Genomic DNA, 16660 nt, shown 5'->3' with positions numbered 1-16660 from the left:
TGGTCGATCGCGCACGCTTGGAAAGCGTGTGTAGGTGAAAGCCTACCGAGGGTTCGAATCCCTCTCTGTCCGCCACGCGCATTGTTTTTAAAAGGTTTTTTGGTAGAGGTTGGGGCTAACCCACCAACACGCCCGCCAACGGCTTTGCGCCTGAATTTTGCTTCTCAGGGCTGTTCAGAGCGTTTCAGGGTTGTTCGTACGCGGCAAGCTGAAGAAGACGTCTTGAGCAGCCGGTCGGGGATATCAGATTTCTCAGTAGAGGAAGCTGAAAACGCCTTGTCCATCTCGATAAGCCCTTAAGGCCCGATTCAAGTCTGGGATCACGCTTATCAGAAACGCCTGCGAAGGTCGCTAGTGCGCTAGGAGCGGCCATTCACTCTAGGGCAGAGCATCACAGCCAGTTCGAGCTCCCAAGCTTCACCTTTGCAAATCACTCTATGGAGCGCCGTCGCCTAGATCGCTCAGTGACCGGCAAGATCGCCGACCCCGGCGGGCGCTTGGGCACTGCATTATTTTGCGCGCTCATGGCCGGACAACTTCCACGACATATCCCCAGAAGCCACGCTTCGGATGACACGATGGAGTTCCGCCTCGCGGTCCCGCATCTGCTGGATGTCGAGATCACTCGGAACTCGACCGTAGTGGGGATCGGCCCATCGGAGCGTCATCGCGAACTCGCTGAACGCCGCCTCTATCGCCCCGAAACGCGGCCTATGCCCGAGACAGAGCCGTAAATCGCGGATCAGGTTGGGCCGTTCGGCGAAGACCTGGTAGGCCCGCCCCGGGTCGGCCGCATTGCGCTGCGCGCCGCGCATGGCGACGTCTGCGTCGCGGCCCATGATGTCAAGGCGCAGCAGGCAAACACGGATGTCATGCGCACGGCCAGAAAAGCGGCCTAAAAGCCATTTCAGGCCGAAGCCCGCTGACCCGAAGAAAAGCGCTTTGACCGCCTCGCCCCAGAGAGGTGCATCTTCGCTCAGTTGGAGATGGCCTTCGCTGCATCGCCGATATAGAACCAAACCTCGTCTGCAAGGCTCGGGTCGATAGCCGACTTGACCACCAGCTGCTCCTCAAGCGCAGCAACGGTCAGCCCCTGCCGCACCAGTCCGCCGAACGCTTCCTCCAAGAAAGATGCGGCCAATCCGCGCGCGCCCGATAAGTCGACAACGACGCGAACGCCGCGCGTCAGTGGCGGGATCAGCTTTTCTTCGCGAAAACGCGTGCCGTTGAACGGGCCATGCTCTGGATACCGGCCGAACGGGAATTCACTGAAGTCGCGGGCAACATCTACCTCCACGTCCATCTCAGCTCCCTTTTGCCTGAATCATTATCGGGCGCCCAACTTTCCAAAGTATCAACGTTCCTGCAGACCTTGCCTTTAGCGTTCTAGATATTTCTATGTTTTTGAGCCCTGATCGAGCCGAATTTTTGTCCAGCAGATATAAACCTAAGCCCGACACGATCCAAAGCGTTCCGACGTCAACGCGATCCCTGATGAGAGAGACCATCGTCGGTATGCCCTTGCCGTGCTGCGGCAGACCGGTACGGCTGCGCCCTTCTCCAGTCACAAGATGCCAGATGATCGAAGCGTCTGTGCGCTGGATCGGCTTCGTCAGGTAAGCCCGAAGGTCCTTGTTCTTCGCCGGAGCGCTGACCGGCATCCCCACTCCCAGATCGAGCGCCATGAACCAAGCGTCATCTCGTTCTCGCGATGCCATACCCGCCACCCACCATCGACCGGACTCGCAGGCATCGGCCTGCTCAAGCAGGACGGGATCATACGCGTGCATCAGCACATTGGTCATGGCTTCGTTCAATGCGCCGTGGATGCGGTCTGAGAAAGCTTGGTCGTTCCACAGACCTCGCGTCAGAGCGGCCACGTCCCCGAGCTTCGCCGATAAGTCGTCCGTACGGCCGATCCCGCTTTGGATCTGATAATATCCAGGCAGCGGTCCCACGACCTCGTCTGGCTCAAGGCCGACTGCCTCGAAGAAGCCGAACACTGACAATGTCCTGCGTGCCGTGACATTGTCTGGACTGTATCCGGTCACGGAGTCTGGGTGCGCATGATTGCACCTTGTAATCTCCGCAGCCAGAAGCAAGACGCCCACCGGCCCGATACGCGTGCACTGCCTTAGATCGACAATGACCCTCTGGCGAAGGGATATGGCTCGAAATCTGAGCTCATCGAAGAAGAAATACAAATCATCGATGACCTTCTCAGGGCCGAAGTCTAACTCTTCCGGCGCCCAGAGGATATGTTCCGGGATTACTGCTGGAAGTGCCGGTCTAGTTTGCACGGGCATCTTCCCGGCATTGGCGCGCCGCCAACGGCGATTCCCCGGATGAGCCGTGTCCTTCGACGACATTTAGAAATAGTACCCGCTACGGAGAAACCAGAAACAATGGATCGACAACGGTCCCACCCCGCCACCGCTTGCCTAGAAGCTACATCGGCTTCGCCGCGCGAATATAGATCAGGACCGTATCGACAAGCGTCGGATCGCGGTCGGACTTTATTCGCACGCGCGAAATCAGGTCCTTGGCGGCGAAGCCCCCCCTCACCAAGCCACCGAAGGCCTCTTCGAGAAACGACGGCGAAAGGCCCCGCGCTCCGTCAAGATCGACCTCGATCGCCTCGCCGGCGAGGAGGGCCGGCTTAAGCCACTCCTCGCGGAAACGCTGACCACTCCACTCGCCGTGCGAAGGGTAGCGCCCGAAAGGAAAAGGATTGAAGTCTGCCGCTAAACGGATCGTCTTGGTCATTCTTTCGGACATATCAAATCGACTCCTCCGAAGGACCGCCCTCAAGCTGCCATATAATGAGCGTGCCGGGAAAGCGGAAGCCGAGAGGGATGCAGTATTCGTCGTCGCCCTGGGTGTGCGCGAAGTTGCGATAGCCGTATAGCGCGTCCCCAGACAGAATATTTATGAATCCCCCGGAAAAGCGATCAATGAGCGCGATCATGCTCGACAAGCCCTTTCCCCTCTCGTCCAAACCGCTCACGGTCCGCCGTTGACGGATTGTTGTAAGCAGGATCTGGGCGTCGGTAGGCTTCAGATTGACTGGCTTCCATTCCTTGTCCTGCATCATTGTTTTGATGAGGCCGGACAAGCCGTCGCCGAAGTTCTGCGGCGCGGTCGCGGGTATTCCGAGCCCATGATCCAGGGCGATAAAGGTAGCTCTCGTACTCGTCAGCATTCCGGCGACCCACCATCGCTCTGATGGATTGGGGGGCGAGTTCGCCCCGTACGCCCACGACAATACATTGTCGGCCGCTTCATTGAGCGCGGCATGTACCTTATCTGCCAGCGTCTGATCTGACACAAACTGCTCGACGAGGCGTGCTACCTCAAACGTCCTGGCACCGGGCGAAGGGTCGCCCAACATTCCGGATGTGACCCTGAGGATGCGGCCGCCAGCCTCTTCCAGAACTGCCTCGCCGTCGCGCGTCACCCCGAACAGCTTCAGGGCAAACCGCGCGGATCCGTTGCGCGGCATTCTCACCGTGACTTTCACGCCGCACTCGATATCGAGCTTCTGCATCGCCGCAGCGAGCATTACGCAGGCGACGGCATCTATAATCTTGGTATCGTGCAGATCGAGCAGCACGGAACGATCACCGTCGGTTGCCGCCTCTTCAAGTCTAGTCAGAAACTCGACAATTATCTGCATGTCCTGCGGCGCGCCGAGAGCCAGCCGAAGCGGTGCCCTGATATGCTCGTGGCCCGGATACTGCAGGCGTAGGGCGGCACCCTCCTTCTCACGCCCTCGCAGGCGTCGCTTCGCCCTTTTGCCCATGCTCCCCCCGTTCTCCTCAGCGACCAATCCTCTGGCGCACGTGGAGACGGCAAGGTTAGCTCACCAAGATCTGAGCCGAAAGCAGCCGTTCAAAATGTCGCCGGTGAGTCAAGCTAGGCCCTTGGCCGCGAGCCAGTCGAAGGTCCGGAGGTGACGCCTAGCTGACGTGCGGCAGGTACGCTCCGAGGCCGGCACTAGAAGCAAATCCAGTGCATCCAGTGCTGGCTTCCTCCAGCCATGGGCAAGCGGATGAAATACGTCGAAGTGCTCTGTGCGATCGTCACGATCTCGCCCACCTCTTTCGGCGCTTGGCGGGCACTAGGCTGCCTCGGCCTTCACAGACGCGATGCGCTTCTTGGTGACTGTGTAACCATAGCCGCGCAAACGACGCCGAGCGTTACGCAGGCTGACCTTGCTGAAGAACGGAATGTCCAGATCGTCGCTTCCAACTATGATAGCGAACACGATCTCATACTCGCGAGGATCGGGCTGCTCAGCCGGGTCCGCGAGTTTATGACCTTGCGGCAGCTTCTCGTTCAGTTTCTCCCTAAACTCCGCGTCTTGGACGAAAAGTTCGCCCGACACGGCGCCCTGAGCGAACAAGTGACTAAGTTGGGCGGACCCGCTGTAGCGTTTGACGTGCACGAGTTTCTTGTCATCAATCACCAGGTCGCAAAACTCTATGCTGCTGTGACCTCCTCCGTGCTTGACGAGCTGGCGATCCATTGAACAGGTGCCGTCCATGTCAGCGGCTACTGCGTCATTGTAAGCGCCTTCCCCGTCGTGGTCGTAGTCCGGAAGGACGATCTCGGATTCCGGCGTGTCCTTGAAATCAGCGATGACTTGATCGGCAAAAGATTTCGCAATCTCGTACCACCGGCCGTTGTTGAGGATGTACATCCGGGTGTTCAGGGTGCTTTCGGCGTAGAAGCACCGGTACGCCATCCACTGATCGGCGACATCGTCAGACTTGGCGGAGACCGCCACCACGAGACAGGCCTTTAAGTGATCAAGGTCGAGGGCGGCGTCGCCCAAAGACTCCAAGAAATCCTCCAACTCCAGGTCGTCATAGAGTTTGGCCTTTTTGCTCCGGCCGTACCGGAAGCCCTTGATGGCCACCCAGTCGAGGATGTCGGGGGCCGCCATCCAGATGCCTTTGAAATTACCGTCGGTAATCCGCTGAACGAGGTCAGCGTTCAGCTCGTCCACGGTCGTCGGGTCGCGTACATCCCTGATCTGATCGATCCACTCGAAATCGTCCTGGTAAGCCTTGCTCCTGGACTGGACCATGCACAGCGTCAGGAGCTCATCGATGTTTGAGGCATCGAATTTCGCGTTGACCGTGACGGCGTCACGGCCCGAGATCGTTTTGCCGAGGCGCTTGTTACTGGACTGCGCCGTGACCGATCGGACGAGATCCTGCTCGATGTCGATGCCGAAGCTGGAGGCCCCGCTGGCGCGGCTTAGTTGTTCGCGGCTTTGCTTGGGTACCGAACCAAGTGCCGTGCGGTCCACGCTTCGGATGCTGTCCTTGACCATCGTGTTGAGGACGACCTTTAACCCAAACCGCTCTTCGACAACTCCCTCGTTCAGAAGGAAGCGGCCATTACCAAAGACCAATGCGAAGGTCCGAATTTCCTCTTCGAACTGCATCGTTCGGAGAAGCACACCCTTGGCGCTCGCAGTCAGCAGCGTGAACGGGGCTGCCGTCCGTTTCCCGAAGAAGTCTGAGAACCAAGACGGCTGGCTGGCATGGGAGTTCTCGGCATAAAACGTCCCCACGCCGTCAATGACAGCGCTCGCGGCACCCGGCTTCATGATCTTGTCTGCAGCCACCTTCTCCTTGATCAGGTGGATGGTGAGTTTATTGTTTTTGTCGGCCATCGCTGCCTCCCGCATCCAGCTAAGCGTTAAAGCCCCGCTTAGGCAAGTTCAGGTTGAAGGCTGTCTCTGCTTCCACGTGAGGCCGCTTAACCCACGAGGTGGCGGCCCGCCCGCAGGACCAGGCGCTACTGCACCTGTTCCGTTGTCTAAGCAGTCTGGCGCAATAGGCCTTGTCGCGTATGTCGGTGTTTGGCTCCGCGCCAGCGTCCGTTGTTGGCGCATTGCCGACAGCGAAGTCGGGTCGTCAGCGCAACAATGTGCCTGCCCAGTCGTATATTTGTCCCAGCGGGACCGTTCGGAGATGCGCCCCGAGCATTTTCGGTTAGACTCGCCCGATGCGGTCCGATCTCGACCATCTTCCCGAACGCCAGCAGCGTGAACTCGAACGGGTTCGCGACCTTCTGCTCGCCGGCTTCGAAGCGGCGAAGAACGGCGGCGGCGGCGGCACCCAGACCTGGCGTCGTGGCGGCCAAGTCTACAAGATCATCCTGTTCGGCTCCTATGCCCGGACCGACTGGGTCGATGAACCCGAGAACGGCTATCTCTCGGACTTCGATCTGCTGATCGTGGTCAACCACGAGAAGCTGACCAACATCGCCGACTACTGGTGGAACTCCGAGGACCAGATTCTCCGCGACCCCGCCATCGGCCGCACGGTCAATCTGATCGTCCACGACCTTCAGGAGGTGAACGACGCCCTGCGGCGCGGCGAGTACTTCTGGACCGACATCGTCCGCGACGGCATCGCCCTTTACGAGATTCCCGGACATCCGTTCGCCACGCCGCATCCGATGACGGCGCTAGATGCGCTTGCTTCGGCAGAGGCGCACCTGAGAGTAAAACTACAGGACGCCGATGACTGGCTCCGACTGACGGAGCTGGCTCTGAATGAGGGGCCTTCGGAGGCCAATTGGCGCCGTAAGGCCGCCTTCAATCTCCACCAAGCCGTCGAGACCGCCTACGCCTGCTTCCTCCTCGTCCACACCTTCTATTTCCCGCGCTCTCACAACATCAAATTCCTCCGCTCCCTGGCCGAAGACGTGAATACCGGCCTGGTCGAGGCTTGGCCCCGTGAGCACCGCTTCGACCGCCGCCGGTTCGAACTCCTGAAGCGCGCCTATGTCGAGGCCCGCTACAGCGACCAGTACGACGCCTCGGCCGAGGATCTGGACTGGCTGATGACCCGCGCCCGCCATCTGCGCGATCTGGTCGCCGACCTCTGCCAGACCCGGATCGCCGAGCTGAGGGCCAAGGCGGACAGCGCCTGATCTGTGGATGCTGTAGCCATAGGCCGATCACATTCGCTTGACGGAATATGAAAATGAAAAGCCCTGAACAGCCCTGAAACAACCCTTCCGTGACCGGCCGTTTCGGCGGGATTGACGACCTGGGGATAAGTGCGTCGCTTGAGGCCCTTCACCAAGGAGCACCCTCAATGACCCGCCATTTCCCCGAAGAGACCGAAGACGTTCTGCTGAATCGCAAGGAGGCTTCGCGCGAGCTCGCGACCCTCGGCATCCGGCGCGCCCCCTCCACCCTCGCCAAGATCTTCTGCACCCGGTCCGACGGCCCGCCCTGCACCCATCTTGGCCGCACGCCCTACTATCCGAGGAGCAAGCTGCACGAATGGGCCAGGAGCCAGCTCACCTGCCTGCGCTCCTCGTCGAGCCAGCCGCGCCGGCAAGGCGGCTGGGAACAGGACTCGGATCAGTCGCCGCCGCTCTAGAGCTCCAGGCCAAGCCCCTTGCCGCGTTGCTGCTGGCCAAAGCGGAAGTCTAGCTGACCGCCCTGCAGCACCCCGGTGAGGGCCTGCCCGCGACAGGCCTCCAGCGCCGGCCGCCACGGCGCCAGGGTCACAGCGGCCTTGCACTCGATCACCGCATAGGCCCGGCCGCCCATATGGGCCCGTTCCAGATAGACCCCGGAAAACCTCTTGCCTTCCTTGGCGATCACCAAGGGTTTGCCGGTCTGACCGAGCCGCTCCATCTGGCTCTCCAGCTCCATCCCCCAGAGCTGCTGCCTTTCCCCCTCGCCGAGCCCCATCGGCGCCCCTGAGCCGATGCCCCACGCCTGCAACACCTCAGCCCGTTGAAGCCCGAGCGCCTTCGCCTCATCGGCCAGCGCTCCAGATACCGGTCCCTTAGCCAAACCGCCCGCAACCTTGTCCAGCCAAGTCACACCTCTGGCCTGCGGCTGCAGTTCCAGCGGCCGGACATCCAGCACCCGCACCTCGAGATTCACCGCGCCATGACGCGCCTGGTCCGCCGCTGACGCCTTGGCCAGATAGTCCTCCGCAATGGCGAACCGGCCGTCGCCCAGGGCCCTGCACGCGCCCTCACGGCTCATCGCCTCCAGCCGCCGCACATGCCGCTCGATGAAGGCCGGACTGTCTCCCGGTCGCGCGGCCTGGTGGTCCGCTGCCGAATAGATTCCGCCGCGCTCGCCCGCGATCTCGACGATGGTTCGGTCGGACGCCCGTTTCGGTCTCGCCGTGCCGCGCACCTCGACGATCGCCCGCTCGGGCACGCGGTCCAGGATCAGGGCGCTGTCTAGCGACGGCAGGCGCACATGACCGAGCCGCCCATCCATCGTCTCCATCACCAGGGCCTGGGGTCCGTTCCCATAGGGACCGATAGGCTGGACTCCGGCATAGGCGCCGACCACGGTCTCGCCCGCCTTCAGGTCCAGCGGCTGAAGCCTGTCGATCTCTCCGCCCCACCGACCACCCCATATCGCCTTAGCCGCCGCCGCTTCTCTGGCTTCGCGCTCACCTTCCCGCTGCAGGGTCTCGCGCAGGTCGGCAGGGACGGTCCATGAGCCTATCCCTTCGCGCTCGACCCAGCCTCGCGTTTCCAGATGGACCAGCCGTCGTAGCGCGTCCGTTCTCTGCGCCTCCGGCAGGCGCTCCAGGGTCAGCCGCCCGTCCCGGACCTCGCCGATCAAGGTCTGGTCCATGCGGGTGAATCGGTCCGCCGTGACGTCTCTGTCCGACGCCGCCCGCTCCTGCCTCGGCCCGAGGATTTCGGTCGCCAGTTCCTGCGACCGCTGACGTAGCCCATGGCTGACGTACTCACGCGGCAGGACCAGGTCCCGGCCGTCGTCGCGCTTGCCGCGCAATAGGATATGCAGATGCGGTCGGCCGGTGTCGTAGTGCTCTCCCGCCACCCATTCGAGCGGCGTGCCCATGTCAGTCTCCACCTGCTCCATGAACCGGCGCGTAAAGGCCTTCAGGTTGGGCAGGTCGCGCCCGTCCTCCGGATTGACGATGATCCGGAAGTGATGCCGATCCCCTTCGCAACGCCGCGCGAAGCCGGACGCCTCCACAGCGTCCTCGCGCGCATTGAAGAACCGACCCGGCTCGCCCTCCGCGCCAGCCCCCTCGCGGGCCACATAACGGACATGGGTCATCAGCGCCTTCTTGGCCCCCGGCGTCATCGGCACGACCCGCACCTTGACCATCACCCGGCGCATGCCACCCGCCACCGAACGCACCGGCCGGACGCGCTGCACCGAACCCTTCGCATTGAAGTGCCGCGCTCTCGCACGCGGCGGCATCGACGGCGTCGCCCGGCTGATCAGACGCCCGACGGTCCAAGTCGGCGGCGCCTCCCGCCGCGCCGTCATCGGCGGCTTGAATGCATAGTCTTCAGGATCGTGCGGCTCGGTCATCGCGGGCTCCCGCGCCCTCGAAACCCTTCGCCTTCACCGATGTACCCGGCCGGCGATGTCCAAGGATCGCAGGCCGGATTTTATCTTGCTCTGCTTCCCTGTCGCTGAGCGCGTGGATTCCCGTGATTGATGATCGATCCCCATAGGCACGACTATTTCGCTAACCAACTCAGCTGGTCGGCTGAATGATCACCAGTTGGGCATCAAATGTTCGAGCAGCAGTATCCGCCGCCAATCGGAGTTGTTGGAATTCAGGCGATAGGGTCTTCGGCAAACGAGTGGGCACCGGCAAAGACGCCGGAGGCGAAAATTCTAAATCATCAAGACTTACAACGAACTCGCCATGATCTTGGGCGAGGCTATGCGAAATCAGATCATAGCCGTTTGGTTCAGTCAGCTCTTGCTGTCTTTCGGCGCGCCGCCGCTCACGCGCTGCTTCCGCAAGCTCAGCAGCTTCGCGTTCCCTCTCGACGATACGCGCTCTTGCTCGGCGTTCAGCCGAGTCTAGGTGCTCGTTGATCTCCGATAGCTTTCCTCGCAGGGGGCGGTCGTCTTGCGTCAACGCAGACTTTAGCTTTTCCAGAAGGTCGCGACTGGTCAGGCCTTTGATCTCACGGGGTTCAGAACAGGTCCAAAAACGCCCACCATCAAAGGCTACGGCATGGGGGCCGAGGGAGAGTGAACCGATCTCTTGAGGCGCAATAAACTGCGAACGGCTTGCCACGTCGTTGGCGGCCCATGCCTCGTTGATCTCTTCGATCTTGTGGAAGCGCGGTGCCGCGTAGAAGACAAAGTGAGGGGCGACATCCAGGGCCAATAGCATTTCATGTTGGCGCGAAATCGCCTCGTCGGTCACAGCGAAGCGATAGTAGGGCACCCGGAGCCCCCCGCCACGCGCCTTGACCGCCTTGTACTCACGCGCTGAGCGTCGCGTCATGAGGTCTGATCGCTTGAACTGGAGATAGAGGGGAAAGCCTGGACGGTCGAGTTTGACATCGTACCCGCCGCCTTCCTGTCCTTCCTCAATAAGGCTTGGAAAGATGGGAGCTGCCGCAAGCTCGCTCCAACCTACCAGTTCGTTGGTCAGAGCGAACCCATATGAGAATTCGGAGAAGGTTGGCTTCATATCCTCTCCACCAGGCGAACATCCCCGTTTTCCAGAGCTATTGGTCTTTTGCCTGGGCTGCTTTGGCTGTCAACATCGCAGGGTTGTCGATCCGTCTCGCGAAAGGAGGCTTGTCGCGAGGATATGAGGGAGATTTACTAGGCCTGAACTTCCGCCGCTTCTTCTGCAGCCTCCACCTCCTGCAGAGCCGCCTCGCCCTCGTGGAAAGTAACGATAGAATCGGGCAAGCCGATCAGGATCATTGGACAAGGATTTCCAACGCCACGGCGAATGCGATCTTCAAGCTTGCGCCAGTGCGTGGTCGCTTCACCAAACTTGTCCGACACAAACTGATTGGTGAAGCTGTCTTTGAAGGTGAGCGGATTAGAAACACGCTCTACCTTTTCCATTACACTTCGGCGTTGTCGTGAGGTCGGCTCGTAACCCCAACGCGCCATGTCCGCGAACGATTGAATCTGGCGCTCGTCTAGAAAACGACGAACCATTCCTCGCATCCCCTCTTGCAGGCTTCGCCCGCGAGTAACGACAACGCCGACAGAGATGGCGCCGTCCGCGTGGAGACGTTTGAAATTCTCTAGGTCGCGATCAAAGAAGGGGTCTTTATTGTTCCACTCAATCTCAAGTGCGATGCGCTCGCCACTCTCTAGCTGACGGACATGGTCAACGATGTGGGATTGGCTTTCGCGACGGACACCATTGACGATGCGCTCAACAACAAACTCTGTCTTCGGCCATTTCAGATCATTGAGGGCGTTTCGAAGCCGCTGCGTACCTTTTGCTTCGCCACCGCCACCAGCGATGATTTCCTCGATAGGAATGGTCGCCGCGAGGAGTGCGCTTTCGAGTTCCTCAGCCGCCCCCGGGAAGTCAGCCGCTAAGATTGCTCGAGCGTGCGAATGGAACTCGACCTGGAATCCCTTTTCCTGCAACGCCTCGAACATTGGTGCGATCCTCTCTAGCTTGCACCCCTAATCGCATGAGTCGCGGACTGCGTGCGGAAGAAGCCTTCGCTGGTCAGGAGTCTGGGTGAAATACCAAGTCTACAGCTATCGGTACGCCGAGGAGATTCTCCAGCACCCGAACAATCGCGAAGCGTATGACGAGATTGTCGCCGCCGTCGAAAATGTCCCCCTGTTTACCTACGCTGGCAAAAGCAAGAGAAACGCGAAACTGGATGTCGTTCAACAGGTCATGAACACCTGGTTCGACCGGGAACTGAGCGTTGAACGGCGCTGGCTGTATCATCCAGCGGCTACCACGATAAAAGGTTCTGGTCTCGCTGCCGATTTTAGAAAGACATTCGACAACATCACAGTTCAGGCCGAAGTGCAGTTCGGCAACATGAGCCGCTGGTATTCTGACGTCTTCAAATTTCAAACGGCCTATTCCCAAGGACTTATCGACGTGGGCCTTTGTATAGTGCCCATGGGCGTTCTTGGGCGCCGTATTGACTCCAATGTGGTGAGTTATGAACGCATTCTCAGGGAACTACCCTCTGCGAAAATGTCGTTGACCTTGCCTATACTCGTAATCGGGATCGAGCCGGACGAGCAGACCGAAACGATCGATCTCAAGCGGATTGCTGGAATACCGTTTTCACGGTTAATCAATTCCGCAGCGAAAACCGGTGGAGGTCAGTCCGAGCACAATCGGTATCGCGTTATCCAGGCGCTTCGGGAGGAGGGCGATCCCTACCTGGTCGATGAGACGAGTGACACGGGGCCGATGGCGAAGGCCATCATAGCGGAAGAGCCGATCGACAACGGCGATTAGGCAGCTCGCCTTTGCTTGCCTTTGGAATGTCGCGAGACGTTGTACCAATCGCCGACGATAAGTCCCGCTAAAATCGCATTCGCGTTCTTCGCTAGCTTCGCCTTGCCAGGAAGGCTCGAAATAGGCTCGCCCGCAGCTACTGTGTCCAGCACATAGGCGCGAGCCATTTCAGCATTGACTCGGTCTTGCGCCCAAAAATCGATTGTTTCGCCGAGTGTCGCTGCGAGAGCAGCCAAGGTATCGACGACATCGAAAGGGTCGTGCCCTTCGCCCTTATGGGCCCAAGCCGCTTGCAGGCTAGCGTTGTAAGCATCGTGGAGATGCCTCTGGTCGCGGTCGAGCGCTTCCCATACTTTTGAGAAGGCTGGAAGGGCCATCATGGTGTCCGCCATTTCCGCGAATACCGAACCATCAAGGTCTACCTCGCGAACGTCCTTCGAGGGCCCAAAGAAGAAGCGAACCTTCCACTCGGGTGAGTTGCGAGCGGAGCCGTTCGACAGCTCGAATCGCATGCCGCTCTTGAAGCGCAGCCCAGGAATAGCTGAGCGGAACGAACGTCCTTCAGGGTATGTCCGGCCGGCCGTTTCGGGAGGAGTTGGCTTGGGAAGTGCCTCTGGCATTGGAAGCGCACCGTCGAGCTTCAGACCTTTGAAGTCGCGCGGGTTCACCCCCTGAGCGGCAGAGGCGAGCAGGTAGGTGAAAGTGGGGGGAATGGCGTTCCCGACCATTTTGGCCTTCTCGGCGAATGATCGAGCATAGAACTGGTAGTTGATCGGGAAGCCTTGCAGTGAAGCACGCTCCCGTATGGTGAGGCGCCGATACTGACCGGGCGCATGTGGGGCCTCGATCACGATACTCTCGCGCGACACCCTCGTGCAGGTAGCGGTTACCGTCCTCGACGGCTCGTCCATGCGATCAGGGAAAGCCATGTTGTTGTAGACAGCGTGGTAGGTCTTCGCGTCGCGGTTCATCCGCAACTCATCGCCAGCCAGCGACGCCTCGATCTCCATTTCTGTCAAATGGCTTGCCGCAAGCGTTCCGCCCCAAACAGGATCGCGGATGATAGGCGAGGAACCATTTAAGCTCGAAATTACGTCCCCGAGCGTTCGACGCGGAAGTTTCGCTTTATAGGCATCGATAAGGTCGAGCGGGATGTTGGATACAATGCAGCGCCGCCGAGCCTGAGCCGCGCCGTAGTCTGAAAAATCCACTACCTCGATAATAGGCTTGAGGCGGCGAAAACGGTACAGGGCATGTCCCGGAGTAGAGAAGCCAGCTCTAATGAACTCCGCGACGCGGGGCACATTCTCCATAGCCCACCATTTGGGCTTCAGATGTTCGACGACTTCGAAGAACCTGACGAGATCCTTCAGACCTTCTGCCAGGTCACCGCTGCCACCGCGATTTGAGTACGAGAACTCGGTGCAGGGGGGGCTCCCGACCACAAGTTCGATATCTTCGGGCAGGTCGTCGAGCTTGAGAGTTCGCACATTGGTCGTTTTCAGTGCGCCGCCATGATTGCCGTTGTGCGTATCCACCGCCGGCTGCCACCACTCGTAGGACGCCACAACCTCAACGCCTGCCAAGCGTAGGCCGAGGCTCCAGCCACCAATTCCGGCATAGAGGTCGATTGCACGCACGCGGGGCTCCTTTAGCGTTCGAACTCTGGCACGCTCGTTATCATCCGAACCACGATTCTACGCCCTTAGTAGCGTTGAGCAAGATCCAAAATTGCGGCGACGTCCGATTATGACGTCCCAAGGAACGCGTAAGCCGAGGTCTGGCAATTGGTCCGGGTGAGGGATGGCGGGAAAAAGAAGGCGACTTGGTAGTCGCAACTAGGGAGGCTGGTGGAAGCCGCAGGGTGAACCTCTTGGTGATGAACTTTGTCTGGTAGTCAGGTAGGTCTAATTTATGACTGAGAGAACGTCGCTTCCCCAACGGCTAAGGGCTGTGAACACAAGGGTCTGGCGCGCCATCCAGCCATTCGCCCCTTGGACGATTGTAGCTGTCCTGTGTGCGACGGGTGTCGCGACTTTCAACGGCATGATCCCTTTGGACTCACCGCTGTTCGTGCCGCGCCAATTTGAACAGACGTTCGATTTCGAGACAAAAGAAAGGCCAGCGAGCTGTCTAGCTCCAGCCGTCGACGCGCTTCCCGTTGAGGAGCGCAGGGCCAAACAAGAGGCGTGCGACTTGGCCCGCGAAACACTCCGCAATGAGCGCGAGATGGTCATACAGGCCACGAGGACAACAAACTCAGCCGAGGAGGAGCTCAGACAGTCGTGGCAGCAGACGCTCATCGCGTTTCTCCAGGCTCTCCTGACGGTTCTCGCACTGGTGTTCACGGGGTGGGCAGCCTTCGCAGCCAGCAGAGCTTCCCGCGCCGCCGAGCGCTCCGTGAAGCAGGCGGAAAAGTCTGCAAACGTGCAGCTTCGGGCTTACGTGCATGTCGAGGAGGTTCACATGCTGTGGACAGCCAATACCAAGCCGCTCTTTGACGTGACCTGCCGAAATACAGGCCAGACCCCGGCTCAGTGGTTTGAAATTTCGATCAAGTGCGTGGTGAAGCGCAAGGACGATGCGGTACCGCCGGTGCCTCTAGAAGGTCGCGCTCAACGATGGCCCGTTCCAATCGGCAGCGATGCTATCCGATCTGCCCGAGTGGAAGGTGACATCGATGAGGAGATCGATTGGGAGAAAATCGTTCGGTCTCGGAGCGCCATCTTTGCTTTGGGGCGTCTGCGATACAAGGATGTCTTCGGCACGATCCACGATGAGGAGTTCGTTTCGTTCCAGAGAACGCCGACCGACCGAAAACAGAAAATGGCCTTCTCCACGGCTGTGCCGCTGGGTCACCCGAACCCAGCTGTTGCAGCTGATGATCCGGAGTAAAACGGCGCGCTGATCGCGGATGAATCCGGCTAGCGTCTCCGCATCGGACGACCCAGGTTGCATTCGACGCTGCCGCGCTGGCCGCATCGCGGAATGTCCGTTTCACCCATATTAGAATTTCCCGGCGTCCGCTTGAGAGTATGCTCTTCGGGCACTAGGCTTTGGTCGAACTCCTAGCGAGAGCAGCGGGAACAGAAGTCGGCCCAATCATCCATCATGGCGAGGCGTTTCTCAAAAAGGTCGCCACGCCGATAAGCGGCCTCGACCTTGTTTCCGACGGCGTGGGCCAACGCCATTTCTGCGACCTCGTTGGGGTAGGTGGTGCGCTCTGCCGCCCAGTCGCGGAAGGTTGAGCGAAAGCCATGAGGAACGGCATCGACCTCTAGCCGCCGAAGCACAGCCGAGATCGTCATGTCCGAAATCCGGCCGCCGTGCGCAGCCTTGAACACATAGGCGTTCGGTCGCCCTGCGGGCATGGCGTGCAGCACGGCGATTGCGGCCTTGGACAGGGGAGCCCGATGCTCGCGTGCCGCCTTCATACGCTCGGCGCTGATGGTCCACACGCGGGCATCCAAATCGATCTCCTTCCAGGTGGCGCCTCGCACCTCACCGGAGCGTGCCGCTGTCAGAATAGCGAACTCCAGCGCCCGCGCGCCCGTGCCTTCCGCAGCGCGAAGCTGGTTCATGAAGGGGCCCATCTCATCGATGGCCAAGGCACGATGGTGCGTAATGCGATGGACTTTGGAAGGCTTGGCCAGCAACTTGTCGAGGTGGCCTCGCCACCTTGCCGGATTGGGGCCGGATCGAAACCCCCGCGCAGTCGCCCAGTCCAGAACCATCTCCATGCGACCGCGTAGGCGTTTGGCGGTCTCGGTCTTTTTGGTCCAGATAGGCTCCAGAACGCGCATGACATGCGGCAATTCAATTGCCGCGACATCGAGCTTTCCCATCACTGGGTATGCATAGTTCTTGAGCGTCGCGGTCCATTGATCGCGGTGCTTGGGGTTTTTCCAGCTCGCTTCGTGTGCCGCGATGTACGCCTCTGCGGCGGCCCGGAATGTGTACCCGACCGTCGGCGTGACTGTAAGCGCCGCGCGGGCTTCCTTCGCGGCTTCGATGGGATCAATTCCTCGTCGGATCGAATCTCTTGCCTCGCGTGCGGCCTCTCTTGCCATGGCTAGGGTGACGCCGGGATATCCCCCAAGCCCCATTTCCCGGCGTCTAGCGCCGATCATGACGCGGAGAATCCAGGTGCGTCCGCCCGACTTCAAAACCTGCAGGGCCAGTCCTGGAACGCCGCCGACCGCGTGCAGGCCCGGTTTGGTCAACCGTGATACTGCCAGAGGTCCCATCAGGTCTGGTAGCTTGGGCACTGCTTCCTCCAGCGCACGAACAGATTCCGTAGGATTCGCACGAAACTACTCGGGCGAGAATCCAGAATATCCTCGGGGTAGTTCACTGCTGCGCGATCTAGAGCTGCGCGATCCATCGGGTGCCCGAGAAGCCCACAC

Annotated in this window: 15 protein-coding genes; 4 read left to right on the top strand and 11 right to left on the bottom strand. The window is 60.1% G+C overall.

What is annotated here, in order from left to right; translation table 11 throughout:
- Window positions 1–509 precede the first annotated feature (509 nt).
- The 6 genes from Q7J26_RS02885 to Q7J26_RS02860 all read right to left on the bottom strand — a co-directional run bounded on the left by Q7J26_RS02885 (window position 510) and on the right by Q7J26_RS02860 (window position 5686).
- Window positions 510–1019: a hypothetical protein gene (locus tag Q7J26_RS02885; protein WP_304935013.1), complete on the bottom strand. Its 510-nt coding sequence runs from the start codon at window positions 1017–1019 to the stop codon at window positions 510–512.
- Entirely contained in the window at window positions 977–1303 is a 327-nt protein-coding gene (locus Q7J26_RS02880) for an STAS-like domain-containing protein (RefSeq protein ID WP_304935012.1), read from the bottom strand. The genes Q7J26_RS02885 and Q7J26_RS02880 overlap by 43 nt, the downstream gene beginning before the upstream one ends.
- 1 nt (window position 1304) lies before the next feature.
- The gene (locus tag Q7J26_RS02875; RefSeq protein ID WP_304935011.1) at window positions 1305–2369 is read right to left on the bottom strand and encodes a hypothetical protein; all 1065 of its coding nucleotides are present in this window, start codon (window positions 2367–2369) and stop codon (window positions 1305–1307) included.
- A 79-nt stretch (window positions 2370–2448) separates the two neighbouring features.
- Entirely contained in the window at window positions 2449–2766 is a 318-nt protein-coding gene (locus tag Q7J26_RS02870; protein ID WP_304935010.1) for an STAS-like domain-containing protein, read from the bottom strand.
- Between the two features lie 13 nt (window positions 2767–2779).
- Window positions 2780–3802: a hypothetical protein gene (locus Q7J26_RS02865; protein ID WP_304935009.1), complete on the bottom strand. Its 1023-nt coding sequence runs from the start codon at window positions 3800–3802 to the stop codon at window positions 2780–2782.
- Window positions 3803–4120: 318 nt separating this feature from the next.
- The gene (locus Q7J26_RS02860) at window positions 4121–5686 is read right to left on the bottom strand and encodes a TIGR04141 family sporadically distributed protein (RefSeq protein ID WP_304935008.1); all 1566 of its coding nucleotides are present in this window, start codon (window positions 5684–5686) and stop codon (window positions 4121–4123) included.
- Between the two features lie 335 nt (window positions 5687–6021).
- Here Q7J26_RS02860 and Q7J26_RS02855 point away from each other — a divergent pair, with 335 nt between their 5' ends.
- Together Q7J26_RS02855 and Q7J26_RS02850 are read left to right on the top strand one after the other, a co-directional pair.
- Window positions 6022–6954: a HEPN domain-containing protein gene (locus tag Q7J26_RS02855; protein ID WP_304935007.1), complete on the top strand. Its 933-nt coding sequence runs from the start codon at window positions 6022–6024 to the stop codon at window positions 6952–6954.
- Window positions 6955–7121: 167 nt separating this feature from the next.
- Window positions 7122–7412, top strand: a complete 291-nt coding sequence (locus Q7J26_RS02850) for a hypothetical protein (RefSeq protein WP_304935006.1) — start codon at window positions 7122–7124, stop codon at window positions 7410–7412.
- Here Q7J26_RS02850 and Q7J26_RS02845 read toward each other — a convergent pair.
- The 3 genes from Q7J26_RS02845 to Q7J26_RS02835 form a co-directional block, all read right to left on the bottom strand.
- Window positions 7409–9355 carry a DUF3363 domain-containing protein gene (locus Q7J26_RS02845; protein WP_304935005.1) on the bottom strand — a complete coding sequence of 649 codons (1947 nt, stop codon included), beginning with the start codon at window positions 9353–9355 and terminating at the stop codon, window positions 7409–7411. The genes Q7J26_RS02850 and Q7J26_RS02845 overlap by 4 nt on opposite strands.
- A 169-nt stretch (window positions 9356–9524) precedes the next feature.
- Window positions 9525–10481 carry a hypothetical protein gene (locus Q7J26_RS02840; RefSeq protein WP_304935004.1) on the bottom strand — a complete coding sequence of 319 codons (957 nt, stop codon included), beginning with the start codon at window positions 10479–10481 and terminating at the stop codon, window positions 9525–9527.
- 137 nt (window positions 10482–10618) lie between these two features.
- Entirely contained in the window at window positions 10619–11422 is an 804-nt protein-coding gene (locus tag Q7J26_RS02835) for a BglII/BstYI family type II restriction endonuclease (protein ID WP_304935003.1), read from the bottom strand.
- 85 nt (window positions 11423–11507) lie between these two features.
- Here Q7J26_RS02835 and Q7J26_RS02830 point away from each other — a divergent pair, with 85 nt between their 5' ends.
- On the top strand, window positions 11508–12254 hold the full coding sequence (locus Q7J26_RS02830) for a BglII/BstYI family type II restriction endonuclease (protein WP_304935002.1): 747 nt from the start codon (window positions 11508–11510) through the stop codon (window positions 12252–12254).
- Here Q7J26_RS02830 and Q7J26_RS02825 read toward each other — a convergent pair.
- Window positions 12251–13894, bottom strand: coding sequence for a DNA cytosine methyltransferase (locus tag Q7J26_RS02825; RefSeq protein ID WP_304935001.1), 1644 nt, complete (start codon window positions 13892–13894; stop codon window positions 12251–12253). The two genes, Q7J26_RS02830 and Q7J26_RS02825, sit on opposite strands and share 4 nt — an antisense overlap.
- 406 nt (window positions 13895–14300) lie before the next feature.
- On the opposite strand from Q7J26_RS02825, the gene Q7J26_RS02820 reads away from it, so the two are divergent.
- On the top strand, window positions 14301–15149 hold the full coding sequence (locus Q7J26_RS02820) for a hypothetical protein (protein WP_304935000.1): 849 nt from the start codon (window positions 14301–14303) through the stop codon (window positions 15147–15149).
- Between the two features lie 173 nt (window positions 15150–15322).
- On the opposite strand, the gene Q7J26_RS02815 is transcribed toward Q7J26_RS02820, so the two are convergent.
- Window positions 15323–16477 (bottom strand): site-specific integrase, encoded by a 1155-nt coding sequence (locus Q7J26_RS02815; RefSeq protein WP_304934999.1) that lies wholly within the window; start codon window positions 16475–16477, stop codon window positions 15323–15325.
- Window positions 16478–16660 lie beyond the last annotated feature (183 nt).

Origin of the sequence: Brevundimonas sp. (assembly GCF_030656255.1) — a bacterium.
Classification (GTDB): Bacteria; Pseudomonadota; Alphaproteobacteria; order Caulobacterales; family Caulobacteraceae; genus Brevundimonas.
Note: the sequence above shows the minus strand (reverse complement) of the source record. Positions and strands in the feature narration are given on the sequence as shown.

Bases quoted from the DNA above. Each gene is read 5' to 3' on its own strand.
- Q7J26_RS02865 (WP_304935009.1), bottom strand. From the start codon at position 3,802: ATGGGCAAAAGGGCGAAGCGACGCCTGCGAGGGCGTGAGAAGGAGGGT.
- Q7J26_RS02850 (WP_304935006.1), top strand. From the start codon at position 7,122: ATGACCCGCCATTTCCCCGAAGAGACCGAAGACGTTCTGCTGAATCGC.
- Q7J26_RS02840 (WP_304935004.1), bottom strand. From the start codon at position 10,481: ATGAAGCCAACCTTCTCCGAATTCTCATATGGGTTCGCTCTGACCAAC.
- Q7J26_RS02835 (WP_304935003.1), bottom strand. From the start codon at position 11,422: ATGTTCGAGGCGTTGCAGGAAAAGGGATTCCAGGTCGAGTTCCATTCG.
- Q7J26_RS02845 (WP_304935005.1), bottom strand. From the start codon at position 9,355: ATGACCGAGCCGCACGATCCTGAAGACTATGCATTCAAGCCGCCGATG.
- Q7J26_RS02820 (WP_304935000.1), top strand. From the start codon at position 14,301: ATGATCCCTTTGGACTCACCGCTGTTCGTGCCGCGCCAATTTGAACAG.
- Q7J26_RS02860 (WP_304935008.1), bottom strand. From the start codon at position 5,686: ATGGCCGACAAAAACAATAAACTCACCATCCACCTGATCAAGGAGAAG.
- Q7J26_RS02875 (WP_304935011.1), bottom strand. From the start codon at position 2,369: ATGTCGTCGAAGGACACGGCTCATCCGGGGAATCGCCGTTGGCGGCGC.
- Q7J26_RS02855 (WP_304935007.1), top strand. From the start codon at position 6,022: ATGCGGTCCGATCTCGACCATCTTCCCGAACGCCAGCAGCGTGAACTC.
- Q7J26_RS02880 (WP_304935012.1), bottom strand. From the start codon at position 1,303: ATGGACGTGGAGGTAGATGTTGCCCGCGACTTCAGTGAATTCCCGTTC.
- Q7J26_RS02870 (WP_304935010.1), bottom strand. From the start codon at position 2,766: ATGACCAAGACGATCCGTTTAGCGGCAGACTTCAATCCTTTTCCTTTC.